At 62.8% G+C, this 24584-nt stretch carries 26 protein-coding genes; 6 read left to right on the top strand and 20 right to left on the bottom strand.

What is annotated here, in order from left to right; genetic code table 11:
- Positions 1-49: 49 nt before the first annotated feature.
- The 5 genes from Q0P52_RS13720 to Q0P52_RS13740 are packed head-to-tail and all read right to left on the bottom strand — an operon-like array spanning position 50 to position 3726.
- The gene (locus Q0P52_RS13720) at positions 50-637 is read right to left on the bottom strand and encodes an SCO family protein (protein WP_293763739.1); all 588 of its coding nucleotides are present in this window, start codon (positions 635-637) and stop codon (positions 50-52) included.
- Positions 637-1536, bottom strand: coding sequence for a heme o synthase (gene cyoE / locus Q0P52_RS13725; RefSeq protein WP_293763736.1), 900 nt, complete (start codon positions 1534-1536; stop codon positions 637-639). The genes Q0P52_RS13720 and cyoE overlap by 1 nt, the downstream gene beginning before the upstream one ends.
- Positions 1537-1552: 16 nt before the next feature.
- Positions 1553-2584 carry a COX15/CtaA family protein gene (locus tag Q0P52_RS13730; RefSeq protein WP_293763733.1) on the bottom strand — a complete coding sequence of 344 codons (1032 nt, stop codon included), beginning with the start codon at positions 2582-2584 and terminating at the stop codon, positions 1553-1555.
- Positions 2585-2603: 19 nt separating this feature from the next.
- Positions 2604-3104: a hypothetical protein gene (locus tag Q0P52_RS13735; RefSeq protein WP_293763730.1), complete on the bottom strand. Its 501-nt coding sequence runs from the start codon at positions 3102-3104 to the stop codon at positions 2604-2606.
- Positions 3094-3726, bottom strand: a complete 633-nt coding sequence (locus Q0P52_RS13740; RefSeq protein WP_293763727.1) for an SURF1 family protein — start codon at positions 3724-3726, stop codon at positions 3094-3096. The genes Q0P52_RS13735 and Q0P52_RS13740 overlap by 11 nt, the downstream gene beginning before the upstream one ends.
- 79 nt (positions 3727-3805) lie before the next feature.
- Between Q0P52_RS13740 and Q0P52_RS13745 the strand changes: the two genes are divergently transcribed.
- Positions 3806-4006: a DUF2909 domain-containing protein gene (locus tag Q0P52_RS13745; RefSeq protein ID WP_293763724.1), complete on the top strand. Its 201-nt coding sequence runs from the start codon at positions 3806-3808 to the stop codon at positions 4004-4006.
- A 6-nt stretch (positions 4007-4012) separates the two neighbouring features.
- Here Q0P52_RS13745 and Q0P52_RS13750 read toward each other — a convergent pair whose 3' ends face one another.
- The 11 genes from Q0P52_RS13750 to ilvB form a co-directional block, all read right to left on the bottom strand.
- Positions 4013-4873: a cytochrome c oxidase subunit 3 gene (locus Q0P52_RS13750; protein WP_293763721.1), complete on the bottom strand. Its 861-nt coding sequence runs from the start codon at positions 4871-4873 to the stop codon at positions 4013-4015.
- 15 nt (positions 4874-4888) lie between these two features.
- Positions 4889-5065: a DUF2970 domain-containing protein gene (locus tag Q0P52_RS13755; RefSeq protein WP_293763718.1), complete on the bottom strand. Its 177-nt coding sequence runs from the start codon at positions 5063-5065 to the stop codon at positions 4889-4891.
- A complete protein-coding gene (locus Q0P52_RS13760) occupies positions 5062-5610 on the bottom strand; it encodes a cytochrome c oxidase assembly protein (protein WP_293763715.1) in 549 nt (182 codons plus the stop codon). The genes Q0P52_RS13755 and Q0P52_RS13760 overlap by 4 nt, the downstream gene beginning before the upstream one ends.
- 4 nt (positions 5611-5614) lie before the next feature.
- The gene (gene ctaD, locus Q0P52_RS13765) at positions 5615-7240 is read right to left on the bottom strand and encodes a cytochrome c oxidase subunit I (RefSeq protein WP_366062440.1); all 1626 of its coding nucleotides are present in this window, start codon (positions 7238-7240) and stop codon (positions 5615-5617) included.
- A gap of 8 nt (positions 7241-7248) precedes the next feature.
- On the bottom strand, positions 7249-8373 hold the full coding sequence (coxB, locus tag Q0P52_RS13770) for a cytochrome c oxidase subunit II (protein WP_293763709.1): 1125 nt from the start codon (positions 8371-8373) through the stop codon (positions 7249-7251).
- Positions 8374-8726: 353 nt separating this feature from the next.
- Positions 8727-9353, bottom strand: coding sequence for a dethiobiotin synthase (gene bioD / locus Q0P52_RS13775; RefSeq protein WP_293763706.1), 627 nt, complete (start codon positions 9351-9353; stop codon positions 8727-8729).
- A gap of 406 nt (positions 9354-9759) precedes the next feature.
- Positions 9760-11556 (bottom strand): 2-isopropylmalate synthase, encoded by a 1797-nt coding sequence (locus tag Q0P52_RS13780; protein ID WP_293763703.1) that lies wholly within the window; start codon positions 11554-11556, stop codon positions 9760-9762.
- A gap of 321 nt (positions 11557-11877) precedes the next feature.
- Positions 11878-12630, bottom strand: coding sequence for a CDP-diacylglycerol--serine O-phosphatidyltransferase (gene pssA / locus Q0P52_RS13785; RefSeq protein WP_293763700.1), 753 nt, complete (start codon positions 12628-12630; stop codon positions 11878-11880).
- Positions 12631-12996: 366 nt separating this feature from the next.
- Positions 12997-14013, bottom strand: coding sequence for a ketol-acid reductoisomerase (gene ilvC / locus Q0P52_RS13790; RefSeq protein ID WP_293763697.1), 1017 nt, complete (start codon positions 14011-14013; stop codon positions 12997-12999).
- 63 nt (positions 14014-14076) lie between these two features.
- Complete coding sequence (gene ilvN / locus Q0P52_RS13795) at positions 14077-14568, bottom strand: acetolactate synthase small subunit (protein ID WP_293763694.1); 492 nt, start codon at positions 14566-14568, stop codon at positions 14077-14079.
- A gap of 11 nt (positions 14569-14579) precedes the next feature.
- Positions 14580-16346: a biosynthetic-type acetolactate synthase large subunit gene (gene ilvB / locus Q0P52_RS13800; RefSeq protein ID WP_293763691.1), complete on the bottom strand. Its 1767-nt coding sequence runs from the start codon at positions 16344-16346 to the stop codon at positions 14580-14582.
- A gap of 219 nt (positions 16347-16565) precedes the next feature.
- Between ilvB and Q0P52_RS13805 the strand changes: the two genes are divergently transcribed.
- From Q0P52_RS13805 to Q0P52_RS13820, 4 genes are read left to right on the top strand one after another with little or no spacing between them, the layout of a single operon-like run.
- Positions 16566-17132 carry an RNA polymerase sigma factor gene (locus tag Q0P52_RS13805; RefSeq protein ID WP_293763688.1) on the top strand — a complete coding sequence of 189 codons (567 nt, stop codon included), beginning with the start codon at positions 16566-16568 and terminating at the stop codon, positions 17130-17132.
- Positions 17129-17512, top strand: coding sequence for a DUF3619 family protein (locus Q0P52_RS13810; RefSeq protein WP_293763685.1), 384 nt, complete (start codon positions 17129-17131; stop codon positions 17510-17512). Before Q0P52_RS13805 ends, Q0P52_RS13810 begins: the two co-directional genes overlap by 4 nt.
- Positions 17505-17906, top strand: coding sequence for a DUF3106 domain-containing protein (locus Q0P52_RS13815; protein ID WP_293763682.1), 402 nt, complete (start codon positions 17505-17507; stop codon positions 17904-17906). Before Q0P52_RS13810 ends, Q0P52_RS13815 begins: the two co-directional genes overlap by 8 nt.
- Positions 17907-17916: 10 nt before the next feature.
- The gene (locus Q0P52_RS13820; protein ID WP_293763679.1) at positions 17917-18456 is read left to right on the top strand and encodes an RDD family protein; all 540 of its coding nucleotides are present in this window, start codon (positions 17917-17919) and stop codon (positions 18454-18456) included.
- Positions 18457-18548: 92 nt separating this feature from the next.
- On the opposite strand, the gene guaD is transcribed toward Q0P52_RS13820, so the two are convergent.
- A complete protein-coding gene (gene guaD / locus Q0P52_RS13825; RefSeq protein WP_293763676.1) occupies positions 18549-19862 on the bottom strand; it encodes a guanine deaminase in 1314 nt (437 codons plus the stop codon).
- Between the two features lie 188 nt (positions 19863-20050).
- Between guaD and Q0P52_RS13830 the strand changes: the two genes are divergently transcribed.
- Positions 20051-20548: a MarR family transcriptional regulator gene (locus Q0P52_RS13830; RefSeq protein ID WP_293763673.1), complete on the top strand. Its 498-nt coding sequence runs from the start codon at positions 20051-20053 to the stop codon at positions 20546-20548.
- A gap of 176 nt (positions 20549-20724) precedes the next feature.
- On the opposite strand, the gene Q0P52_RS13835 is transcribed toward Q0P52_RS13830, so the two are convergent.
- From Q0P52_RS13835 to Q0P52_RS13845, 3 genes are all read right to left on the bottom strand, one after another.
- Positions 20725-22029, bottom strand: a complete 1305-nt coding sequence (locus Q0P52_RS13835; RefSeq protein ID WP_293763670.1) for an Nramp family divalent metal transporter — start codon at positions 22027-22029, stop codon at positions 20725-20727.
- Positions 22030-22183: 154 nt separating this feature from the next.
- A complete protein-coding gene (locus Q0P52_RS13840; protein ID WP_293763667.1) occupies positions 22184-22822 on the bottom strand; it encodes a lytic transglycosylase domain-containing protein in 639 nt (212 codons plus the stop codon).
- Complete coding sequence (locus tag Q0P52_RS13845; protein WP_293763664.1) at positions 22822-24528, bottom strand: proline--tRNA ligase; 1707 nt, start codon at positions 24526-24528, stop codon at positions 22822-22824. Before Q0P52_RS13845 ends, Q0P52_RS13840 begins: the two co-directional genes overlap by 1 nt.
- Positions 24529-24584: the final 56 nt, after the last annotated feature.

A 24584-nucleotide genomic window follows, 5' to 3' on the forward strand; every position in this document is an offset into this window, starting at 1 on the left:
AGTGGTCCGGCTTTCGGCAAGGGAATGAAATGGCGGTTGATATTCGATTTTAGCGCAACAGCTGACTTATATCATGAGCCAGTACATCTGCCTGCGTTCCGTAGGCCTCATAAACGCGCAACTTGCCTTGCGGATCCAGCAAATAGGAGCCGGCGCTGTGATCCACGGTATAGCCGCCTCCCGGCGTATTGACCTTCTGCGCCACGATGCGGAACTGCTTGAGAATGGGCTCGATCTGTGCGGCGCTGCCGGTCAGGCCGAGGAAGCGCTTGTCGAAGTGCGGCACATAGCCGGCCAACACCTCGCGCGTGTCGCGCTCCGGGTCCACCGTGACGAACAGCACTTGCACCTTGTCGGCATCCGGCCCCAGCTTCTTCATTACCGCGGCGTATTCAAGCATGGTGGTGGGACAGACGTCCGGGCAATGGGTGTAGCCGAAAAACAGCGCCACGGCCTTGCCGGGAAAACCGCTCAGCTTGCGTGGCTGGCCATTCTGGTCGGTCAGGGTAAAGTCGCCGCCAATGTCGGCGGCGGTGACGTCGGTGCCCTTGAGGTCGAGCTTGGGCTCGGACGGCGCGCAGGCGGCGAGGGCGGTCAACAACAGGAAAGACACTATCAGGCGGGCAATGGCGGGCATCAGCTAAGCGGCAAATACAGGTAATGATCCAACAGAAGCGCCGCAAACAGCCAAGTCAGATACCAGATCGACCAGACGAACACGCGACGCGCCAGAGCGTCAGCATACTGGCGATGCAGGCAAGCGGCAAGAAACAGGAAGCGCGCGTCCAGCGCCAGTGCGGCAGCCAGATAGAGCGCGCCCGCCCCGCCCATGGCCGCCGGCAGCAAGGTGACTGCCGTCAGCAAGGCGGTGTAGAGCAGGATGGACAACGTGGTGTAGGACTGGCCGTGGGTAAGCGGCAACATCGGCAGCCCGGCGCGGCGATAGTCCTCCCGGCGATACAGCGCCAGCGCCCAGAAGTGCGGCGGCGTCCAGGCGTAAATAATGAGGAACAACGTCAGGGCCATAGGCCCGATATCGCCCGTCACCGCCGCCCAGCCCAGCAAGGGCGGCATGGCGCCGCTGGCGCCGCCGATCACGATGTTTTGCGGGGTATTGGGTTTGAGCAGCAGGGTATACACCACCGCATAGCCGACAAAAGTGGCCAGCGTCAGCCAGGCGGTCAGGGCATTGACCAGCCCGGCCAGCAAGGCCATGCCGAAACCGCCCAGCGTCAGCGCCGCGGCCAGGGTTTCCACGCCGCCAACCGCGCCCCGCGCCGTGGCGCGCCGGCAAGTGCGCCGCATGCGGGCGTCCACGGTCCGCTCCACCAGACAATTGACCATGGCGGCGGCCGCGGCCACCAGTGCTATGCCCGCCGTCGCCGGCAGCGCCACTGCCAGAGAAGGCAAGCCCGGCGCGGCAAGCAACATGCCGATCACCGCGCAAAACACGATCAGCGCCAGCACACGGGGTTTGCACAGTTGAAACAGCTCGCCGACATGGCGGCGGGCGACAGGCGTCAGCGCAATCAGCATCGCCACTCTCCTTTGCTCATCCGGCCCAGTGACCATGCGCATCGCGGCGGCGGTACAGGGCAAGACGCGGGGTCACCGCTCGCCAGCGCCGGCGAGCGGCCGGCTGCAGGCAGCGCCCCAGCAGCGTGGCGGCGCAGGCCAGCAACAACATGGCCGTCGCGTTGTGCGCCACCGCCACCGGCAAGGGCAATGCCAGCAAGACATTGGCCATGCCCAAGCCCACCTGCGCGGCCCACAGGACGATCAGCAAGAGCGCGTGCGCGCGCAACTCCGCCTCGCGCCAGGCCAGCCAGGTGCAACGCCAAGCCAGTACGCTGACCAGCAGCGCGCCCAGCCGGTGCAGCCAATGCACAGCGATCAGGCTTTCGCCCGCCAAGGGCGCGCCATCCGCCGCCTCGCCGGCTTCTCGCAACCAATGAAACGCCTGATCGAAGCGCATGGCCGGCCACCATTCGCCGTTGCAGGCGGGAAATCCCTGACAGGCCAGCGCGGCGTGACTGGACGATACCCAACCGCCCAGTGCGACCTGCGCCAGCAATGCCAACACCAGCAGACTCAGGGCGCGGCGCAAGCCCTTGCTCGCCGCCAGAGGACGCCAGGCGGGCGACAAGGCGCGCCACGCCAGCGTCGCGACAATGCTCATGCCCAGCAGCAAGTGCAGCGTCACGACCACCGGTTTGAGCAACAAGGCAACAGTCAGCATGCCAAGCAGGCCCTGCGCCAGCACTGCCGTCAGGAGAAGGTTGGCCGAAGCGCGGCCCTGCCGACGACGGCGGGCTTGGCAGGCCGTCAGCAGAATGCAAACGCCCAGCAGACTGGCGGCGTAACGGTGAGCCATCTCTTTCCAGGCCTTGTCCAGACTGACCGGCCCGGCGGGATTGGCGCTTTCAGCGCGCAAGATATCGGCGCGGGCGTGATGCGGCGATACGTGGCCATAGCAGCCCGGCCAGTCAGGGCAGCCCAGCCCGGCGTCCGACAACCGCACATACGCCCCCAGCGGCACCACCAGACAAGCCAGCAATAGCGAAAACCAGGCGAGTCGTCTCATCCCCCCTCCTCCCGGACTGTCAGCCAAGCCCGTTGTTGGTTTTCAGCACGCGCGCCACTTCCTGGATGATGCGGCGCGGTTCCTGATCATCCGCGTAAAACAGCACCTGATTGCCCAGCGGATCCACCAGATAGAAGCCATCGCTGCGCACGCCGGAACGAGGCGCGGGCAGCACGGCAACGCCGACCTCCGGTGCGGGGCCGGCTGCCGCCATCAAGGCCGCCCGGCTCAGGCGGGCGGCAGCTTCGCCCTGCGCGGCGCGGATTTGGCGCAAAGTGAACTGGCGCTGACGGCATGCGCCATCGCAGGGAGAACTCACTACGCCGGCCAGCACCCAGCGTCCCTTGGGCCAGGCCGGGCTGGCGGCCGCGGGAAAGGGCCGGGTGGGCAGCAAAACGCCATAACTGCCCCCGCCGGCCGGCACTCGACCGAAATACAAGGCGCTGGACGCCAGCACCGGCAACAGGCACAGGGCCAGCATCAGCCACAACAGGATGCGACTTCGCTTCTCATGACTCATGCTCGCGCCCCTTGCCATAACGCCGCGCCTGCCAGCACAAACACAGACCCAGCAAAGCCCATTGCAGGGCATAGCCGTAATGACGGGCGGAGGACAGCGGCGGATCTTCCGGCCAGACCGTCATGCCAGCCTGCGGATTGAGCGCCACCACACCCGCGCGCCAAACGCCGGGCCAAAGCGCCATCAAGGCTTGACGATCCAGCCGGTCCACCACGCCCGTCGCGCCCACCCGTGCCCCGCCCAGCACAAAACGCTCATGCCAGGGCTGCCACAGCCCGCTGACGTCCCGGCCCGGCCGCCACGGCGGGACGGGACGGCCTTCGGCCAACCAGCCCAGATCCAGCAAAACCCGGCTGCCGTCCGCCAGCGCCGCCGGCTGCAATACGCGATAACCCGGCTTGCCTTCCAGCAGGCTGTTGTCCAGCAACACCGGCTCGCCCAATGGCGCGGCACGCCCCAGGCGCACGCTTTGCCAGCCCGGCGCGGCGTCTGCCGGCAGGCTTTGCATGATTTGCGGCGGCCGGGTTTGCGAAGCCGCCAGCGCATCTTCCCAGCTGGCTTTCTCCACGCCGCGCAACACTTGCCACAGCGACAGCACAAACGGTAACAAGGCGATAACCATCAGAAACCCACGCAGCCGCTTTTTGCCACTAGACTGAAAACTGGTTCGGCCCGCGCCGGCCCCTCCGGAGGAAGCGCCCATGAAACTCGTCGCCATTTTTCTGCTCGCCTGCATCCTGCTGTCCCTGTTCTGGGGACTGGGCGGGCTGATGCGCGCCGATGCCGGTTCGCCGCGCCTCATCCGCTCGCTGACCTTGCGCGTCGGCCTGTCCATCGGACTGTTCATGCTGTTGATCCTCGGCGCGCTGTTTGGCTGGTGGCGTCCGCATCAGGCTCACTGAGGCGGGCTACAACCAGTACACGAAGACGAACAGCAACAACCACACCACATCCACGAAGTGCCAGTACCATGACGCCGCCTCGAAGGCGAAATGATGGCGCTCGTCAAAATGCCCCCGCATCACCCGCAGCCACACCACCGCCAGGATGATGGTGCCCAGCAGCACATGCAGGCCGTGGAAGCCGGTCAGCAGGTAGAAGGTCATGCCGTAAGCGCCGGACGCCAGCGTGAGATTGAGTTCGCTGATGGCATGGCGGTATTCATGCACCTGCAGCGTGAGAAACAAGACCCCCAGACACACCGTGGCTAGCAGACCCCATTTGAGCTGGAAGCGGTCGCCGCTGAGCATGCCCCAGTGCGCCAGCGTCACCGTGGCCCCGGAGGTAAGCAGCACTAGCGTATTGATGGCCGGCAAGCCCAGCGCCTCCATCGCGCTGTAGACGTCGGTGATGCCGGGGCCGGTGGCCAGCGGCCAGGCGGCGTCGAAGTCCGGATACAGCAACTTGTAGTCGGCGCTGCCCAAGGTGGGCAGCGAGACCACGCGCACCCAGAACAGCGCGCCAAAAAAAGCGGCGAAGAACATCACCTCGGAAAAGATGAACCAACCCATGCCCCAGCGGAAGGAAAGGTCTTCCTTTCCCTGATAATTGCCGCGCAGGCTCTCGCGAATGACGTCGCCAAACCAGCCCAGCAGCATGTACAACAGGATCAGCGCGCCGGCCAGCAAACCCCAGCGACCGGCCGGCATGCCGTTGACGGCAAAGGCCGCTCCCAGCCCCAGGCAAAACAGCGCCACTGCACCCACTACCGGCCAGCGCGACGGGTCCGGCACGAAATAATGCGTTTGCGACCGCGACATGACCGTCATCACCCTCTCCTTCTCTCAGCCCACCAACCAGAACACCAGCAGCAATAGCCCGCCCGCCAGGCAACCGGCCAGCACAAACGCGGTCAGCACGATCTGCAGCGCCGTGAGCCGCTGGTCGCGTTGCGCGTCGGCATGGCGGCGTATGCCGATGAAGGCGGACAACACCGCGGGCACCCCGCGCCAGAAATTCATGATCCGCGCCCCTCTTGGCCGGACGGCACCTCGTACACCGTGTAGCCCAGCGTCACGCTGTCCACCCCGGCGGGCAGCGCCTTGTCTATCACCAGCACCACTGGAAATCGCCGTGTTTCGCCCGGCGAGAAGGCCTGCTGGCTGAAACAGAAACATTCCAGCTTGCGCACATGCGCGGCGGCCTCGGCCGGCAGATAACGCGGAATGGCCTGCCCCACCACGCGCCGGTTGCTGTTGTTGGTGATTTCATACTCCAGCTGGATGAAATCCCCGGTGCGCCCGGCCACCAGCCTGGTCAAGGGCCGCACCTGCCAGGGCAGGCCGGCCTCCGTGGTGGCGTCCAGCACCAGGCTCACCGGCCGCGCCGACAAGCCGGCCTGCTCCTTCGGCAAACCATCGGCGCTCACTACCCGGTTCAGCCCGGTCGCTTCGCAAATCACCCGATAAAGCGGAATCAGCCCCCAGGCGAAGGCAAACATCAGCAAGGCCGCCAACGTCAGTCGGCGCAGCAGCGCAAGGTTGGCCGAAGCCAGCGGCGCGGCCATGTCCTCACTCCTCATGGCGCCCGCCGCTCAGGCGGACGACCACGCCGTTTTCCTTCACTTCCAGCTGCGGCGCTTCAACAAAACTGTGATACGGCGCCGGCGTGGGAATGCGCCACTCCAGTGTATTGGCGCCGTCCCATGGCAACTGGGGCGCAGGCGCGCCGTGCCGCAGCGAGCGCAGCATGTTGAACAGGAAGATCAGTTGCCCCAGGCCGAACATGAAGGCCCCCACGCTGGCAATCTGGTTGAACTCGGTGAACTGCAGCGCGTAATCCGGAATGCGGCGCGGCATGCCGGCCAGTCCGAGAAAATGCATGGGAAAGAAGGTGACGTTGAACCACAGCAGCGACCACCAGAAATGCAGCTTGCCCAGCCGCTCGCTGTAGAGGCGGCCCGTCATCTTGGGAAACCAGTAGTAGATGGCGGCAAACAGGCTGAACAGCGCGCCGGCCACCAGCACATAGTGGAAGTGCGCCACCACGTAGTAACTGCCGTGCAACTGCACATCCACCGCCGCCACGCTGAGCGTGACCCCGGACAGGCCGCCAATGGTGAACAGCAGGATGAAGCCCACAGCAAACAGCATCGGCGTTTCAAAACTCATGCTGCCTTCCCACATGGTGGCGATCCAGTTGAACACCTTCACCCCGGTGGGCACGGCAATCAGCATGGTGGCGTACATGAAGAACAACTGCGCCGCAGCCGGCATGCCGGTAACGAACATGTGATGCGCCCACACCATGAAGGACAGTACGCCAATGGAGCTGGTGGCGTACACCATGGAGGCATAGCCGAACAGCGGTTTGCGGGCAAACGCCGGTATCACCTGGCTGACGATGCCGAATGCCGGCAGCGCCATGATGTACACCTCGGGATGGCCGAAGAACCAGAAAATGTGCTGATAGAGTATCGGGTCTCCCCCCCCGGCCGCATTGAAAAAGTGGGTGCCGAAGTGTCGATCGGTCAGCACCATGGTGACCACGCCGGCCAGCACCGGCATCACTGCAATGATGAGAAACGCGGTGATCAGGCTGGCCCAGGCGAACATCGGCATCTTCATCAGCGACATGCCAGGCGCGCGAAGATTGAGAATGGTGACGATGATGTTGATCGACCCCATGATGGAACTCAGCCCCATGATGTGGATGGCGAAGATGGTCATGTCCATGCCCATGCCCATCTGGGTGGACAGCGGCGCGTACAGCGTCCAGCCCGCCGCCGCCGCGCCGCCCGGCACGATGAAAGACAGCATCAGCAGCGCCGCCGCCGGCGGCAGCAACCAGAAGCTCCAGTTGTTCATGCGGGCAAAGGCCATGTCCGGCGCGCCTATCATCAACGGCAACATCCAGTTGGCCATGCCGGTGAAGGCCGGCATGATGGCGCCGAACACCATGATCAGGCCGTGCAGCGTCGTGAACTGGTTAAACAGCTCCGGCTGGAAAAACTGCAGCCCGGGACGGAACAACTCGGCGCGGATGCACAAAGCCAGTACCCCGCCGCTGAGGAACATGCAGAAGGAAAACCACAAGTACAGGCTGCCGATGTCCTTGTGATTGGTAGCGAACAGCCAACGCGCCAAACCCTGCGGTTTGCCGTGGTGGCCATGCCCCGCTTGGGCGATATCCGTCATGGCCATGGTCAGGCTCCTTGCCCCGCGCCGCGCGCGGCCTTGATCTCGGCGGGCTGCACCACCTGCCCGGTATGGTTGCCCCAGGCATTGCGCTCGTAGGTAATGACCGCCGCGATGTCGGTATCGGACAACTGCTTGCCCCAAGCCGGCATGGCGGTGTTGCGCTTGCTGCCGTTCAGCACGATGGCGATATGCGCCGCCTTGTCGCCCGTGGCCACCGGCGAACCGTCCAGTGCCGGAAAGGCCCCCGGTATGCCCTTGCCGGTAGCCTGATGACAGGCCACGCAGTTCTGGCTGTACACCCGCTCGCCCCGGCTTTTCAGTTCCGCCAGCGTCCACACCCGAGCCGGATCATCCGCCGCCGCGGCCGCCGCCTTTTTGCGCGCGGCCAACCACAGGGCGTAATCGGCCGGGCTGCGGGCATCCACCACAATGGGCATGAAACCGTGATCCTTGCCGCACAGTTCGGAACACTGGCCGCGATACAAGCCAGGCTTGTCGATGGTGAACCAGGCATCGCGCAAAAACCCTGGAATGGCATCCTGCTTCACCCCCAGTTGCGGCACCCACCAGGAGTGAATGACATCGTTGGCGGTCAGCAGCAGCCGCACCTTGCGACCGGTGGGCACCACCAGCGGCTCATCCACTTCCAGCAGGTAATTGGCCGGCTTGGCCGCCGTGCCGCTGATGGCCTCGCGCGGGGTGGCCAGATGGCTCATGAAACCGATGTTGTCGTCCACGTAGTCGTAGCGCCATTTCCACTGATAGCCGGTCACTTTGATGGTGAGGTCCTCGCCCCGCGTGCTTTTTTGCGCCAGCACCGCGCGCGTGGCCGGCCAGGCCATGGCCAGCAGGATCAGCAACGGCAGCAGGGTCCAGATGATCTCGACCGCCGTGTTTTCGTGGAAGTGAGCAGCCTGATGGCCCAAGGATTTGCGGTGACGGAGAATGGCGTACAGCATCACCGCCAGCACCAGCAGGAAGATGGCGCCGGTGATGGCCAGCAGCGTGGTGTGCAGGTCGTACTCCACCCTCGCCAGCGCCGTGACCGGCGTTTGCAGATTGATTTCGCCGGCGCGCGCCGCCGCCGGCCACGCCAACAAGGTGATGCCTAGCACGCGCCCAAGGGACATGACATGTCTCCCCTTTGTGCGCCTGAAAAAAGATCAGGCAAATCAACCGGCTAACTGATCGAACTACCGGTTGATTTCGATCGTAGAAAGCACTTTCAACGAATACAAGAAGATTCGATGATGCAGCGCAATAGCTGTCTACTTGTCAAAAAGGGGAAAAGCGGATCAAAAACCACCAACAGCAGCCTTGCAGTGCCTTCGCAGCAAGGCCGCGCCGCCGTGGTGAATTGTGTGCGAGTTGAAGCTTGCCGTGCTGGCCGCAGCGGATCTGCATTCAACCGGGCAGTGAAAACCTCTGACGGCGATAGCGCAATCATCCCGCTGGCCCAGCACAGCCGTCGCGGGACAAGCACTCAGCCCTGGTAGGGAATTTCCAGCAACATGGGCGCGGGGATGGCCGCCTTCAGCGTGGCGAGATTGTCTTCGTAGGCCAACTGATCGGGCACCACCCGGTTGGCCACCCAGCCAGCCAGCGTCAGACCGGCGCCGCGAATGGCGCGCGCGGTCAGCAAGGCGTGGTTGATGCAACCCAACCGCATGCCCACCACCAGGATCACCGGCAGGGCCAGACGCCGCGCCATGTCTTCCATGCAGAGCTCATCGGTCAGCGGAGCCAGCCAACCGCCGGCCGCCTCCACCAGCACGACATCCGCCTCTTCGGCCAACCTTTGGTAATGCGCGGCGATCACTTCCAGAGAAATGAGCTGCCCCGCCTCACGCGCTGCGATATGCGGCGACACCGGCGGCAAAAAGCGATAGGGATTCATCAGCGCCAGGTCCTGCTGACCCGTGGCGGCGCTCAAGCGGGCCACATCGTCGTTCCACCAGCTGCCGTCGTCGCGGATTTCACAGCCGGAGGCCACCGGCTTCATGGCCAGCACGCGCCGGCCCTGTGCCTGCCAGTGGCGCGTCAACGCCACAGCAGAATGGGTCTTGCCGATTTCGGTGTCGGTGCCAGTAATGAAATAGCCTTGTGCCATGGATGAAGGTGCTCCGCCGATATTGGGACAGGGCGGATAATACCCGCCGCAGCGGTTCGCGGTAAGCGCCTCAACCGCCATCCACCCTGCTGCAAGCAGGTTTCCAGCAGACGGCGACGACCACCACACGCGCTGTTTGCGCGGCATGGCCAGCCTTGCCCGGAAAAACAGGCGGGAAAAGCCAGCGCGACAACGCCGACCTCATGGGTCGGCAGTCGGCCGCGCTGGTCTTGTGAACCGGGGCTGCAATGTCAACGGCCTTGTGGGCCTGGGGTTTCAATACCTGATAAAACTGAAACCAGCCCGCCAACCAGCGCTGTTGCCTTCGTCCGCCCGGCAGGGAACGGGATGGGAAAAACCTGCCGGACAGCGGGCCGTCGCGCTGGCGACGACAATGACAAACTGTTTACACGTCGCCCTGCGCCTTGACGCGCTCCTGACGGTTGCTCAACTTGTTGAGGGCGGACAGATAAGCCTTGGCGCTGGCGACGATCACGTCGGTATCGGCGCCCTGACCATTCACCACGCGGCCATCGCGGGCCAGACGCACGGTGACTTCGCCTTGCGACTCGGTACCCTTGGTGATGGCGTTTACCGAATACAGCTCCAGTTCGGCCTGGCTGTTGACCGTGCTCTCAATGGCCTTGAAGGCGGCATCCACCGGGCCGGAACCGGTCGATTCGCAGCGTTTTTCCACACCGTGCTCAACAAACACGATGGCGGCTTGCGGCGCTTCGCCGGTTTCGGTGTTGATCTTGAGCGAGACGAACTTGAAGTCTTCCTGCAAGTTGGCCACCAGCTCATCCGATACCAGCGCATGCAGGTCTTCATCGAAAATTTCGCGCTTGCGGTCGGCCAGATCCTTGAAACGGGCGAAGGCGGCGTTCAGCGCTTCTTCGCTGTCCAGCACAATGCCCAAATCAGCCAGCTTGGTTTTGAAGGCGTTGCGACCGGACAGCTTGCCCAGGGTGAGGCGGTTGGCGCTCCAGCCCACGCTTTCGGCCGACATGATTTCGTAGGTTTCGCGATGCTTGAGCACGCCATCCTGATGGATGCCTGACTCATGAGCAAAGGCGTTGGCGCCGACGATGGCCTTGTTGGGCTGCACCGGGTAGCCGGTGATGGTGGACACCAGCTTGGACGACGGCACGATCTGCGCGCTGTCCACGCGAGTATCCACGGCAAAGATGTCCTTGCGGGTGCGCACGGCCATAACGATTTCTTCCAGCGCGGCATTGCCGGCGCGTTCGCCCAGGCCATTGATGGTGCACTCCACCTGACGCGCGCCGCCCAGCACGGCCGCCAGGCTGTTGGCCACGGCCATGCCCAGGTCGTTGTGGCAGTGGGCGGACCAGATCACCTTGTCGCCGCCCGGCGTCTTGGCGATCAGCTCACGGAAGAAAGCTTCAGTCAGACGCGGTACGGCGTAGCCGACGGTATCCGGCACGTTGAGCGTGGTAGCGCCGGCCTTGATCACTTCGCCGAAAATGCGGGCGAGGAAATCGATGTCCGAGCGCAAGGCGTCTTCAGCGGAAAATTCCACATCGTCGGTGTATTCGCGGGCAATCTGCACCGCCTTCACGGCGGCGGCCACCACTTCATCCGGCGTCATGCGCAGCTTCTTCTCCATATGGATGGGGCTGGTGGCGATGAAGGTGTGGATGCGACCGCGTGCGGCCGGCTTGATGGCCTCGCCGGCGGCGCGCACATCGCGCTCGTTGGCGCGGGCCAGGCTACAGACCGTGGACTCCTTGATCACTTCGGCAATAGCGTGGATGGCGTCCGCGTCGCCGGGGCTGGCGGCGGCAAAACCCGCTTCGATCACGTCCACGCCCAAACGCTCCAGCTGGCGGGCAATGCGGATTTTCTCTTCCTTGGTCATGGAAGCGCCGGGCGATTGTTCGCCGTCGCGCAAGGTGGTGTCGAAGATGTAAAGACGATCGCCCATATTGATTGTTCTCCCTTGTCCCTGTGCCGCTGTCCCGGCGCCTGTCAGGTAATCGTTGAAATCGAATTTTTTGCCTTGGCTGCCCGCCAGCTGGGCCAGCTTGTTCAGCTGCGCCAGCGGCAAGCTGCCTCGTTCTCGCCATTTGTAGACCGCTGCACGGCTGACCGGCTCTTCCGGGAACAAACGGCTGAGGCCTTCCGCCACGGCAGCCGGGCCGCCCAGATCGTCAATCAGTCGATCAATGTCTAATTGCATTGTTGTGCTCCTGCAGCATTAATGGGTTCAATGTATCGACCTGAGGACATTTCGTCAAAGATGCGATGTCTAAATTCACTCACAATTTGAAAGCCCTGTGTCAAATTCACAAATATTAGACTTAATGTCTAATATTTGCAGTGTATTTGGACTTCTTTGTGCACCACTCAGCCACAAAAACGCTAAACCGCCCGCTCGCAGCCCGGTATAACTCAGAAAATTGGACAAATTGCGCTTCGGCCAACCTTGTCTGCCTCGACAGGCACCGCCGGCATGAAAAAAGGGAGGCCAGGGCCTCCCTTTTTTCATGCCGGACGCACGTCACGCAGCTTGTGGCTTCCGTTTCAACAAATTCCACCCTGCCATCACATAGCCGGACAGCGCGTAGCAAACAAAGAAACCAAACAGCACCAGCGGCGGCTCCGACACCACCAGCAACATGCCCACCACCAGCGCCAGCAACACCACAAACGGCACGCGGCGGCGCAAATGCACTTCCTTGAAGCTCCAGAAGCGCACATTGGTCACCATGGTGATGCCCGAGAACGCGGTAAAGCCCAATAACACCCATTTGAGCCAGGCGTAGCCGGTGTAGTCATAGGCGTGACAGATCCACACCAGCCCGGCCACCAAAGCCGCGGCCGCCGGACTGGGCAAACCGGTGAACCAGCGTTTGTCGGTAGTGCCGATCATGGTGTTGAAGCGCGCCAGCCGCAGGGCCGCGCCGGCGCAATGGATGAAGGCCACCATCCAGCCGAGCTTGCCTATGTCTTTCAGCAGCCATTCATAAGCCACCAGCGCCGGCGCCACGCCGAAGCTCACCATATCGGAAAGGCTGTCGAATTCTGCGCCGAACGCGCTCTGGCTGTGCGTCAGCCGCGCGACGCGGCCATCCATGCCATCCAGGATCATGGCAATGAAGATGGCGACCGCCGCTTGTTCGAAGTGCTGGTTCATCGCCTGCACAATGGCGTAGAAACCGGCAAACAGCGCTGCCAGCGTAAAAGAGTTGGGCAAGAGGTAAATACCCTGACGTCGCAAGGACGGCTTGCCTGGTACGGGATCGTGAAGCATGGTTGTTCCGTTGGCTAGGCCGCGCCGGCAAGGCCTCTTCATCAAAGGCCCATCAAGAACGGCTAACAAAATGCCTGATGCTGCGTTGCGCCACCTTGCCGTACTCAAGTACGACCTGCGACGGCGCGCCTTGCCTCAGTCGTCATGCTGATTTTTGTTAACCGCCCGCAAGAGAACCGGACGGCGCTCTGGGAAACACCGCCTGCAGGCGGCACAAGACCGGCCATTTTACTGCAAGCGGGAAAGCGCGGGCAAAACGCATTGCCGTGTCGTGTGCAAATCGTCTCCTCAGCCAAGCTTGTCGGCAGGGCGTACAAGAAAAAAGCCGGGTTGCCCCGGCTTTTTTGCGCTGCAGAACACGGTTGATCAGTTCTTGGACTGGTCTACCAGCTTGTTCTTGGCGATCCACGGCATCATCGCGCGCAGCTCGGCGCCAACCTTCTCGATCGGGTGATCGGCGGTCAGACGACGGCGAGCGGTCATGCTCGGGTAGTTGGTCTTGCCTTCCAGGATGAACATCTTGGCGTATTCGCCGGACTGGATGCGATACAGGGCTTTCTTCATCGCTTCCTTCGTGGCGGAGGTCACCACTTCCGGGCCGGTCACGTACTCGCCATACTCCGCGTTGTTGGAGATGGAGTAGTTCATGTTGGCGATACCGCCTTCGTACATCAGGTCAACGATCAGCTTCAGTTCGTGCAGGCACTCGAAGTAGGCCATTTCCGGAGCGTAACCCGCTTCGGTCAGGGTTTCGAAACCGGCTTTCACCAGCTCGACGGCGCCGCCGCACAGCACGGCTTGTTCGCCGAACAGGTCGGTTTCGGTTTCTTCGCGGAAGTTGGTTTCAATCACGCCGCCCTTGGTGCCGCCGTTGGCTGCCGCGTAGGACAGGGCGATGTCGCGGGCCTTGCCGGACTTGTCCTGGTATACGGCGATCAGGGTCGGCACGCCGCCGCCCTTCACGTACTCGGAGCGCACGGTGTGGCCCGGGCCTTTCGGAGCCACCATGATCACGTCCAGATCTTCACGCGGCACAATCTGGTTGTAGTGCACGTTGAAACCGTGAGCGAATGCCAGCGCGGCGCCCTTCTTGATGTTCGGCGCGATTTCGCTGCGGTACACGTCCGGCTGCGATTCGTCCGGCAACAGAATCATCACGACATCGGCCTTCTTCACTGCTTCGGCCACTTCTTTCACTTTGTGACCAGCCGCTTCGGCCTTTTTCCAGGACGCGCCGTCCTTGCGCAGACCCACAATGACGTCTACGCCGGATTCTTTCAGGTTCTGGGCATGGGCGTGGCCTTGGGAGCCGTAGCCGATGATGGCAACCTTCTTGCCCTTGATGATGGAAAGATCAGCGTCCTTGTCGTAGTAAACTTTCATGCTTTGTCCCCTGTTGTACGAGCCGCCTCGGTGGATGGGCGGCCCGTCGGATGTATACAAATATCAGATTTTCAGAACCCGTTCACCTCGGCCGATGCCGGATGCGCCAGTACGGACCGTTTCCAGGATCACTGAGCGGTCGATGGCCTCGATAAAGGCCCCCAGCTTGTCGCTCGTACCAGTCAGCTCGATGGTGTAAGTCTTTTCCGTAACGTCGATGATGCGACCGCGGAAAATATCCGCCATGCGCTTCATTTCCTCGCGGTCCTTGCCGGAGGCGCGCACTTTGATCAGCATCAGTTCGCGTTCGATGTGCTCGGATTCATTGAGGTCTATCACCTTGACCACTTCAATCAGCTTGTTGAGCTGCTTGGTGATCTGTTCGATGACTTCGTCGGAGCCGTGAGTGACGATGGTCATGCGAGACAGTGTCGGGTCCTCGGTCGTGGACACTGTCAAAGAGTCGATATTGTAGGCGCGCGCAGAAAAAAGACCTACCACGCGGGAGAGCGCGCCCGCTTCGTTTTCCAGAAGAATAGAAAGAATGTGTCTCATACCGTCCCGCCTCAGCACATATTGCCGTAGTCACGGTTGTTCTCGAAAGGCACCTGCTGGATGTCGCTCATGTGGGGCGGCAGGTCCATCTGGTCCAGACCCTTGCCGTTCTGCACCATCGGGAACACGTTTTCGGACTGGTCGGTACGGAAGTCCATGAACACCAGGCGTTCCTTCAGCGCGGGGCTGAAGGCTTCGCGCAGCACCGGCTCCACATCCGACGGATTTTCGATCTTGAAGCCGATGTGGCCGTAGGCTTCGGCAATTTTGACGAAATCCGGCAGCGCGTCCATGTAGGACTCCGAATAACGGGTGCCGTAGAAGAACTGCTGCCACTGGCGAACCATGCCCAGGTAACGGTTGTTCAGCGCCAGCACCTTCACCGGGGTGTGGTACTGCTTGCAGGTGGACAGCTCCTGGATGTTCATCTGGATGGAACCTTCGCCAGTGATGCAGGCGACGGTAGCGTCCGGATTGGCCAGTTGCGCGCCCATCGCGGCAGGCAGGCCGAAGCCCATGGTGCCCAGACCGCCAGAGTTGAGCCACTGCTTGGGGCTGTCGAAACGGTAGTACTGGGCTGCCCACATCTGGTGCTGACCCACGTCGGAAGTGACGATCGCCTTGCCGCCAGTGATCTCGTACAGCTTCTCCACCACGAACTGCGGCTTGATCAGCTCGCTGGACGGGGTATAGAGCAGGCTGTTCGGCGCGCGCCATTTTTCAATCTGCGTCCACCAGTTGTTCAGATGGCCGGCATCCGGCTTCTGGCCCGACTGGTTGAGGATGTCCAGCATCTCGCGCAGCACGTGCTTGACGTCGCCCACGATGGGCACGTCCACCTTCACGCGCTTGGAGATCGAGGAAGGGTCCACGTCGATGTGGATGATCTTCTTCGGCTGCGAGAGGAAGTGCGACGGCACGCTGATGACGCGGTCGTCAAAACGCGCGCCAACGGCAATCAGCACATCACAGTACTGCATGGCCATATTGGCTTCGTAGGTACCGTGCATGCCCAGCATGCCGAGGAATTGCTTGTCGGTGCCCGGATAGGCGCCCAGGCCCATCAGCGTATTGGTACAGGGCAGGCCCAGCGATTTCACCAGTTCGGTGACTTCCGCCGCCGCATTGCCCTGCACGGCGCCGCCGCCAACGTAGACATAAGGGCGCTTGGCTTCCAGCAGAAGGTTGATGGCCTTCTTTATCTGACCCGGGTGCCCGCGAGTAGCCGGCACGTAGGAACGGATATGCACGCTTTCCGGGTAGTGGAATTCCGCGCGTTGCTGGGTAACGTCCTTGGGGATGTCCACTACCACCGGGCCCGGACGGCCGGTCTTGGCGATGTAAAACGCCTTCTTCATGGTGGCGGCAATATCGTTGACGTCCTTCACCAGGAAGTTGTGCTTCACACACGGACGGGTAATGCCCACCATGTCCACTTCCTGGAAAGCGTCCAGACCGATGGCCGGCGTCGGCACCTGCCCGGAGATCACCACCATCGGGATGGAATCCATGTAGGCGGTGGCGATGCCGGTAACGGCATTGGTCGCGCCGGGACCGGAAGTCACCAGCGCCACGCCCACCCTGTCGCTGGAGCGGGAATAGGCGTCGGCGGCATGCACCGCAGCCTGTTCATGGCGCACCAGAACGTGTTTGAACTTGTCCTGCCGGAAGATGGCATCATAAATGTCGAGAACCGCGCCGCCGGGGTAGCCGAATACGAATTCGACACCTTCTTCCTGCAGGCAACGGGTAACGATTTCCGCGCCCGATATCTGCATTTTTGCCTCTTTGTCTTGTCTTGTCGGTCAATCTTTCGATTGACTCAGTTTCATCCCGTTGTAGTGAAAGACCTTAGCGTATCCCTCAAAGACCGGTCAAGGGTTTTGTGCAGGTGCAAAAAGGCGCTAAGCCAAGGTAAAACAAGGATTTTCACGGGGTGGCCTTGCCGTGGCCGCTCTGCTACCATCTTGGGTTGGCATCAAACCGAAACACTCCCGATGGCAAGCCGCAAGGAAATGGCCGACTTCCTCCTGTCGGCGGAGAAACGCGCCTTCAAGCAGGCCCTGTACGCCGTGAGGCACGAGCAGAACGCGCTCGACATCGTGCAGGACGCCATGATGAAGCTGGCCGACCGCTATCCCCACGCGCCCGCCGCCGAACTGCCGCTGCTCTTCCAGCGCATTTTGCAGAACACCATCCGCGACCACTTCCGCCGCAGCAAGGTGCGAGCTTTCTTCAGCACCCTGCTGTCTTCGCTGGTGCCTGTGCGCCATGAAGACGAATCTCCCGATCCGCTGGAGCTGCTGGACATTGCCGCCGACGACGCCAGCGCCAATCCGGAGAAATGGTATGCGCGCAAGGAAGTCGCGCAGCTGATCGAAGGCGCGGTGGCGCTGCTGCCGCCCCGTCAACGCGAGGCCTTTCTGCTGCGTTACTGGGAAGGACTGGATGTGGCAGAAACAGCCCTGGTGATGGGCTGCTCGCAAGGCAGCGTGAAGACCCATTGCTCGCGCGCCACGCATACGCTGGCCACCATCCTGACGCAGAAAGGAGTGGCCCTGTGAAACCCGCCATGCAAGACGACGCCCCGAATTCACTGCCCGATTCACTCAGCCGACTGCTGGATCAGCCTTCGGCCAACCTGGAAGATGCGCAACTGCGCGCGCTGGCCGCCATTCGCCAGCAGGCGCTGACGCGCCACGCCGAGCGACTGGCCGAACCGGACACGCTGCGCGAGCGCCTGTCATCCTGGTTGCTGCTGCATGCCCTGCAGGTAAAACGCGCGCTGGCGGCCGCCGGTTTCGCGCTGGTGGCCGGCGGCGGGCTGATGATGGTGGAAGGCATGTTGGCCGAAGAGGAAGCGGTGGATATCGCCATTCTCAGCCACGAGCTGCCGCTGGAATCCATGCTGGACCCGGCCTTCAGCGGAGCCGTGCATGATTAAGCCATCCCAATGCCTCGCCTTGCTGATGATGCTGGCCGCCCTGCAGGCGCAAGCCAGCCCGCCGCCCAATCCGCGCTGGGAGCAGCTGAGCAGCGAGCAGCAGTCCGTGCTGTCCGTACTGGGCAGCGACTGGGACCGCTACTCGCCGGACAAGAAACAGGACTTGCTCAATCTGGTGCCCGCCTACCAGAAGTTGGGCCCGGCCGAGCAAATCAATTTGCAGCAGAAGCTGAAAGCCTGGGCCGATCTTTCCCAGCAGCAGCGCGATGAAATACGCGCCAACTGGAAAAAACTGCAGTCGCTGCCCAACAAGGAGCGCTCGCAGGCTATTGCCCGCTTGAAACAGAACACTGACGCGAGCATGCCTGGTCGCGCCCGATCCACCCATCACTGACCGTCTCCGCATGACCACCAACCCTTCCGCCACCATCCGCCGCCGGCTGTGCAGCCTGTTTTACGAACTGTTGCTGCTGGGCGCGCTGGCGCTGACCGTTTCCGCCGTGATGACCGGCTTTCAGGCCTGGCTGGGCAAGTCCTGGCTACTGGACGTGCTGACTCAGTTGGCGCTGCTGGCCTCCATTTTTGGTTATCTGGGGTACAGCTGGGTGCAACGCGGCCAGACCGTGGCCATGAAAACCTGGCGTCTGAAACTGGTGCGACTGGACGACGGTGGGCTGGTGGACTGGCGTCAGGCCGGCTTTCGTTATCTGGTGGCCTTGCTGTTGCTGGTGGGCATGCCGGCCATATCCTACCTGGCCTGGTCCAACCGCTTGGGCCACGGCAAGGAGGCCATGCTGATTTCCCTCGCATGGTGCGCCCTCCCCTTCCTGGCCGCCTTCTACGACAAGGATCGCCTCTTCCTGCATGACCGGCTGGCCCGCACGCGCCAGATTGAAGTGGCCAAGGCGCCGCATCCGGGCAAGGGCAAGCCGCGCGCGGAATAATCCCACCGGCCACCGGTCTTCCCGAGAACACGGCTGCACGGCGCGCAAGCGCCTGGCAGCCTTTTTAATCTGCGCCATCCGGCAGCGGGCGCTCAGGCAGCAGCCGGCCGTCGCCAGGCCGGTTCGCCGGCCACCCAGGTGGCGCTGACCGCCCGATCGTCGCCCATCATCATCAGGATGAACATGGCGTCCTCGATGCCGCGTGCGTATTGCATGCGCCAAGCCAAGAGCGGCGTAGCTTTCAAGTCCAGCACCACCAGATCCGCCTCCATCCCCGGCGCGATGCTGCCCACTTTGCCGGCCAGGCCAAGCGCCTCGGCGCTGCCGCGCGTGGCAAGGTAATAAGCCTGCGGCGCCGTTAGCGCATGACCGTTGAACTGGGCGGCCTGATAGGCTGCGGCCATGGTTTGCAACATGGAAAAACTGGTGCCGGCGCCAATATCGGTAGCCAGCCCCACGGTAACCGGCCGCACGCTTTCCTTGCCGCGCTTGACATCGAAACAACCCGAACCGAGGAAAAAATTGGAGGTGGGGCAATGCGCGAGACTGGCCCCGGCAGCGTGGAAAACCTCCAGCTCAGGTTCGGACAAATGGATGCCGTGGCCGTAGACCGCGCGCGGCCGCAACAAACCGTGGCGGGCGTAGACGTCGGCGTAATCCCGACAGCCGGGAAACAACGACTCCACCCAGGCGATTTCGCCCAGGTTTTCCGACACATGCGACTGGATCAGCACGTCCGGATGCTCGGCGGCCAGGGCGCCCAGCCACTCCAGCTGGGCCGTGCTGCTGGTGGGGGCGAAACGGGGGGTGATGGCGTATTCCAGCCGGCCTTGCCCGTGCCAGCGCTCGATCAGCACCCGCGATTCGTCGTAAGCGCGCTGCGGGGTATCCAGCAGGACGCCGGGCGCATTGCGGTCCATGCACACTTTGCCGGCCGCCAGGCGCAGGCCGCGCTGCTGCGCTTCGGCAAACAAGGCCTCCACGGACTGCGGATGCACGGTGCCGAATACGCAGCCGGTGGTCACGCCGTGCCGCATCTGTTCGTCCAGAAACACACGCGCCACTTGGCGGGCGTGATCCGCATCGACAAAAGCCTGCTCTTCAACAAAGGTGTAGTGGTTGAGCCAGTCAATCAGCTGTTCGCCGAAGGCGGCCATCATGCCGGTTTGCGGGTAATGCACGTGACAATCGACGAAGCCGGGCAGGATCAGACTGTCCGGGCAGGTTTCCACCACGATGCCAGCGGGCAGCGCGGGCAGCAGCTCCGCGGCATTTCCCACCTGCATGATGTGGCCATTTTCCATCACTATCAGCGCGTCCGGCAGATAATGGAAAACATCGTTTTGCGCCTGCAGGAAGGGGTCGCCGCTAAAACTGGCCATCGCGCCCCGCAAGACACGCATCATGATAATCTCCTGCAAAACAATGGCTTGAAGAAGAATTCCGTCACGATCGGCACTGATTGTGCAATAGTTTTTTGAGGCATTTATGTTTCAATAAAGAATCTTTATGTGAAGATATTATAACACGAAGCCATGATAGGCTTTGCGCCCGGAACGGAATGCCACACAAGCCCTTACCTGGAACTCGCAGAATGTTAGAACAGCCCGATCAGATCGACCGCATCGTAGCCCTGTGGAAAGAAGTACGCCCGGATCTGGACCCCTCTTCCACCGAAGTCATCGGCCGCATCGTACGCATGGAATATTTCATTACCCGTCGCGTGCTGCAGGATCTGGCCCGGCACAACCTGAATGTCGGCGAATTCGACGTGCTGGCGGCGCTGCGCCGCGGCGGCGAGCCCTATCAGTTGTCGCCCAACCAGCTGCAAGGCATGGTGCTGATTTCCTCCGGCGCGCTCACCAATCGCATCAACCGGCTGGAAGAAGCAGGCCTGGTGACGCGCTCCCCCGACCCGGACGACCGTCGCGGCGTCATCGTCACCCTGACGCCCAAGGGCTTCAGCGTGATCGAAGATGCGGTAGTACACCATCTGGCGGCGGAATCCGAGCTGATGGACAATCTGGACGCCGGCGAACGCGTATTGCTGGCCGGCTTGCTGAAGAAGCTGCTGCAGTCGCAGGAAGACTGAGCCGCCGTCGCGCCGGATTCATCAAACAACAAGGCCACCCCAGGGTGGCCTTGTTGTTTACAGCAGGCATGGGCCGCGGACCAAACTTCATGACGACTTCGAGCCCAGGCGCGCCAAAGCGGGTGGCAGACGGTGCAGGGCAAGGCGGTGAAGTCGGCGGCGGGTTTTGGCCGGCATCAGGCCAACAGCAAGGCCAGGTTGGCGGCGATGATCACGACAAACAGCAACCAGCCCGCCGCCAGCACCCAAGCCGGCGCGGCGTGACTGCCCATCACCGCCCGATCGCCGTTTAGCCGCAGTAGCGGCCACATCGCCAGCGGCAGCTGCAGGCTCAACACCACCTGACTCCACACCAGCAAGGGCCCTACCGCCTGCTCGCCCTGCCAGAGGATGCCGGCAAAGGCGGGCAGCAGCGCCAGCGAACGCGTGATCAGTCGGCGCTGATAGCAGGGAATGCGGATATGCAGGAAACCATCCATGATCACCTGCCCGGCCACCGTGCCGGTAAGGGTGGCGCTCTGCCCGGCAGCCAGCAGCGCCACACCGAACAGCAGCGCCGCCATGGAGCCCGCCAACGGCCGGATCAGCTCATGCGCATCGGCGATGTCGGTCACGGTGGTATGTCCCGCCGCATGGAAAGCGCTACCCGCCAGCACCAGAATCGCCCCGTTCACCAGCATGGCCAGCAACAGCGAACCGATGGTATCGATGCGGCACAGCAGCAAGGTTTGCCGAAGGGCGTCCGGGCCGCCCTCTACCTTGCGCGTTTGCACCACGGAAGAATGCAGGTAGAGATTGTGCGGCATGATGGTGGCCCCCATGATGCCCAAGGCCAGTATCAGCGCATGGCGACCTTCACCCTCGGGCAGGGCGGGACGCAGGCCGGCAGCCACTTGCCCCCAGTCGGTAGGCAGCATCGACAGCTGCAACAGGAAACACAGGGTGATGGTGGCGATCAGTCCCAGCACGATGGCTTCCAGCTGACGAAAACCCTTGCCCTTCAGTCCCAGCACAATCAGGGTGTCGAAGGCCGTCAGCGCCACGCCCCACAGCAAGGGCACCCCCAGCAGCAACTTGAAGGCCAGCGCGCAGCCAAGCACCTCGGCCACATCGCAAGCGATGATGGATACCTCGGCGCTCAGCCAGTGACATAGGCGTCCGAAGCGGCCGTAACGCTGATGGCTGGCCTGCGCCAGATCCATGCCGGTCACCAGCCCCAGCCGCGCCGCCAGCATCTGCAGCAGCATGGCGGCCATGCCGGACAGCATCACCACCCATAACAGCTGATAGCCAAAACGCGAGCCGGCCTCGATATCGGTGGCCCAATTGCCCGGATCCATATAGCCCACCGCCACCAGAAGGCCGGGGCCGACAAAACGGCGCAGACGTTGGCCGAAGGGCTGGCGGGCATCGATGCGCACACTGCCGTTGACCTCGGCGGGACAAAAGGGCGCGGTGGCCGTGGTGGGAAGTGAAAACATGAAAAGGTCCAGAGTGGATGCGACCGGTTGCAGCAAGCGCGCCGCGCCGCCCGCAAACGCCAAGCCTGGCTCGTCCGCCGATGGACTCAACAAGACCAGGCTGACGGAAAAGCGGTGAAGTCAGGCGGGACCACAGCCATCGCCCGGCCGGCGATCAGGGCTGATGCGGCATGCTGTCGGCCGCCAGTTGCACCATGGGCGGCGGCGTCCAGGCCCACTGGCGCTTCCAGGCGCCAATCACCAGATTAGGGTATTCCGGCTTGCCCAGGCTGCCGTTGTAGCGGCCCAGCGCGCGATAGAGATTGCCGCGCTCCATGTCCAGATAATGACGCAGGATGGTGCAGCCGTAGCGCAGATTAAGCGTGAGATCGAAGAGATTGTGCTGCGGCGTGCCGATCTGCCGCACCCAGAACGGCATGACCTGCATCAGCCCGCGCGCGCCGGCACCGGAGATGGCGTATTTCTTGAAGCCGCTTTCTACCTGGATCAGTCCCAACACCATTTGCGGGTCAAGGCCGGCCCGTACGGATTCGTACTGAATGGCGGTGAGCAGGCGCTCGCGCATCCAGGGGTCGGGAATGCGTTTTTCCAGCCGACTGGACATCTCCGCCAGCCAGTACACGCCCTCCTGCGGATTGGCGAACACCAGCCGCGGCGCGTTGACGTCGGAAATGCTGCGACTCATCGCCGACGCCACATTGGCGGACAGCTCCTCCTCTTTCTGCGCGCCGGCCCACGCGGGCCGCAAGGCCAGCGCTAAGAGGAAGGCGCACAGGAAGAGGACGGGTTTCATCAGGCCAGACGCGAGAGAACATGCTCCAGCATAGCATCCGGGGCTACGGCCGTTGCGGCGGCATCGCGGCGATGCTGGTATTCCATCTTGCCTTCCTTCAGGCCGCGGTCGCCGATCGTGATGCGGTGCGGCGCACCGATCAGTTCCCAGTCGGCGAACATCGCACCCGGGCGCTCGCCGCGGTCGTCGATCAGCACATCCACGCCCTTGGCCAGCAGCGCGTCGTACAGACTGTCGGCAGCGGCCTTCACCTCGGCGGAACGGTCGTAACCCACCGGGCAGATCACTACGGCGAACGGGGCGATGTTGTCCGGCCAGATGATGCCGCGCTCGTCGTGATTCTGCTCGATGGCCGCACCCAGAATACGGGTAACGCCGATGCCGTAGCAGCCCATTTCGAAAGGCTTGGGTTTGCCGTCTTCATCGAGGAAGGTGGCGTTCATGGCGGAGGAGTACTTGGTGCCCAGGTAGAACACGTGACCCACTTCGATGCCGCGCTGGATGGCCAGCGCGCCCTTGCCGTCCGGGCTCGGGTCGCCGGCCACCACGTTGCGGATGTCGGCCACTTCCGGCTCGGGACAATCGCGGCCGAAGTTCGCGCCGGTGTAGTGCTGGTCGTCTTCATTGGCGCCGATAACGAAATCCGCCATCTTGGCCACGGTGCGGTCGGCCACGATGCGGCCCTTGAAGCCCACCGGGCCCAGCGAACCGGGATTCGCGCCGAAAGCTTCGCGGATCAAGGCCGGGGAAGCCATGGTCAGCGGCTTTTTGATGCCGGCTACTTTCTCGGCCTTCACTTCGTTCAGTTCGTGATCGCCGCGCACCATCATCAGTACGGCGTCGCCTTCCGCGCCCTCCACCACCACGGCCTTCACGGTGACGGCGATGTCGATGTTGAGGAAGTTCACCAGATCGGCGATGGTTTTCACCTTGGGCGTATGCACCTTGGTCAGCGCGGCGGCGGGAGCAGGGCGCTCGCCGGCCGGGGCCACGGCTTCGGCCAACTCGATGTTGGCGGCGTAGTCGGAGTCCGGGCAGTAGATGATGGCGTCTTCGCCGGTGTCGGCGATCACCTGGAATTCGTGCGAGCGGTCGCCGCCGATGGCGCCGGTATCGGCCGCCACGGCGCGGTAGGTCAGGCCCAGGCGGTCGAAGATGCGGCAATAGGCGGCGTACATGGTGTCGTAGCTCTTGCCTGCGTCTTCCTGAGTGCGGTCGAAGGAGTAGGCGTCCTTCATGGTGAACTCGCGGCCGCGCATCACGCCGAAACGCGGACGGCGTTCATCGCGGAACTTGGTCTGGATCTGATAGAAGTTCTTCGGCAGCGCGCGGTAGCTGCGCAGTTCGTTGCGGGCGATGTCGGTGATGACTTCTTCAGCGGTAGGCTGCAGGGCGAAATCGCGCTCATGGCGATCCTTGAAGCGCAGCATTTCCTCGCCCATGGTGTCCCAGCGGCCGGATTCCTGCCACAGGCCGGCCGGCTGCACCACCGGCAGCGATACTTCGATCGCGCCGGAGCGGTTCATTTCTTCGCGCACGATGTTCTCCACCTTGCGCAGCACGCGCAGGCCCATCGGCATCCAGGAATAAATACCGGCCGCCACTTTGCGGATGAAGCCGGCGCGGATCATCAGCTTCTGGCTGATGATGTCGGCGTCGGCGGGGGCTTCTTTCAGGGTAGAGATGAAAAACTGCGTCGCGCGCATGATGCGTCCTTGGAATTCGGCTAAATAGTAGGGGATTGTAGCGTTTAGCACGGCAA

It is taken from the genome of uncultured Aquitalea sp. (genome assembly GCF_945957525.1).
In the GTDB taxonomy this organism is placed as follows: Bacteria; Pseudomonadota; Gammaproteobacteria; order Burkholderiales; family Chromobacteriaceae; genus Aquitalea.

Excerpts from the sequence above, each read along its gene's own strand:
- ctaD (WP_366062440.1), bottom strand. The coding sequence starts at position 7,240 with ATGACGGATATCGCCCAAGCGGGGCATGGCCACCACGGCAAACCGCAG.
- bioD (WP_293763706.1), bottom strand. The coding sequence starts at position 9,353 with ATGGCACAAGGCTATTTCATTACTGGCACCGACACCGAAATCGGCAAG.
- Q0P52_RS13740 (WP_293763727.1), bottom strand. The coding sequence starts at position 3,726 with ATGGTTATCGCCTTGTTACCGTTTGTGCTGTCGCTGTGGCAAGTGTTG.
- Q0P52_RS13720 (WP_293763739.1), bottom strand. The coding sequence starts at position 637 with ATGCCCGCCATTGCCCGCCTGATAGTGTCTTTCCTGTTGTTGACCGCC.
- Q0P52_RS13755 (WP_293763718.1), bottom strand. The coding sequence starts at position 5,065 with ATGAATTTCTGGCGCGGGGTGCCCGCGGTGTTGTCCGCCTTCATCGGC.
- pssA (WP_293763700.1), bottom strand. The coding sequence starts at position 12,630 with ATGCTTCACGATCCCGTACCAGGCAAGCCGTCCTTGCGACGTCAGGGT.
- Q0P52_RS13815 (WP_293763682.1), top strand. The coding sequence starts at position 17,505 with ATGATTAAGCCATCCCAATGCCTCGCCTTGCTGATGATGCTGGCCGCC.
- ilvN (WP_293763694.1), bottom strand. The coding sequence starts at position 14,568 with ATGAGACACATTCTTTCTATTCTTCTGGAAAACGAAGCGGGCGCGCTC.
- Q0P52_RS13760 (WP_293763715.1), bottom strand. The coding sequence starts at position 5,610 with ATGGCCGCGCCGCTGGCTTCGGCCAACCTTGCGCTGCTGCGCCGACTG.
- guaD (WP_293763676.1), bottom strand. The coding sequence starts at position 19,862 with ATGATGCGTGTCTTGCGGGGCGCGATGGCCAGTTTTAGCGGCGACCCC.
- cyoE (WP_293763736.1), bottom strand. The coding sequence starts at position 1,536 with ATGCTGATTGCGCTGACGCCTGTCGCCCGCCGCCATGTCGGCGAGCTG.
- Q0P52_RS13805 (WP_293763688.1), top strand. The coding sequence starts at position 16,566 with ATGGCAAGCCGCAAGGAAATGGCCGACTTCCTCCTGTCGGCGGAGAAA.
- Q0P52_RS13820 (WP_293763679.1), top strand. The coding sequence starts at position 17,917 with ATGACCACCAACCCTTCCGCCACCATCCGCCGCCGGCTGTGCAGCCTG.
- coxB (WP_293763709.1), bottom strand. The coding sequence starts at position 8,373 with ATGTCCCTTGGGCGCGTGCTAGGCATCACCTTGTTGGCGTGGCCGGCG.
- Q0P52_RS13735 (WP_293763730.1), bottom strand. The coding sequence starts at position 3,104 with ATGAGTCATGAGAAGCGAAGTCGCATCCTGTTGTGGCTGATGCTGGCC.
- Q0P52_RS13750 (WP_293763721.1), bottom strand. The coding sequence starts at position 4,873 with ATGACGGTCATGTCGCGGTCGCAAACGCATTATTTCGTGCCGGACCCG.
- ilvB (WP_293763691.1), bottom strand. The coding sequence starts at position 16,346 with ATGCAGATATCGGGCGCGGAAATCGTTACCCGTTGCCTGCAGGAAGAA.
- Q0P52_RS13745 (WP_293763724.1), top strand. The coding sequence starts at position 3,806 with ATGAAACTCGTCGCCATTTTTCTGCTCGCCTGCATCCTGCTGTCCCTG.
- Q0P52_RS13840 (WP_293763667.1), bottom strand. The coding sequence starts at position 22,822 with ATGAAACCCGTCCTCTTCCTGTGCGCCTTCCTCTTAGCGCTGGCCTTG.
- Q0P52_RS13730 (WP_293763733.1), bottom strand. The coding sequence starts at position 2,584 with ATGAGACGACTCGCCTGGTTTTCGCTATTGCTGGCTTGTCTGGTGGTG.
- Q0P52_RS13845 (WP_293763664.1), bottom strand. The coding sequence starts at position 24,528 with ATGCGCGCGACGCAGTTTTTCATCTCTACCCTGAAAGAAGCCCCCGCC.
- ilvC (WP_293763697.1), bottom strand. The coding sequence starts at position 14,013 with ATGAAAGTTTACTACGACAAGGACGCTGATCTTTCCATCATCAAGGGC.
- Q0P52_RS13830 (WP_293763673.1), top strand. The coding sequence starts at position 20,051 with ATGTTAGAACAGCCCGATCAGATCGACCGCATCGTAGCCCTGTGGAAA.
- Q0P52_RS13835 (WP_293763670.1), bottom strand. The coding sequence starts at position 22,029 with ATGTTTTCACTTCCCACCACGGCCACCGCGCCCTTTTGTCCCGCCGAG.
- Q0P52_RS13780 (WP_293763703.1), bottom strand. The coding sequence starts at position 11,556 with ATGCAATTAGACATTGATCGACTGATTGACGATCTGGGCGGCCCGGCT.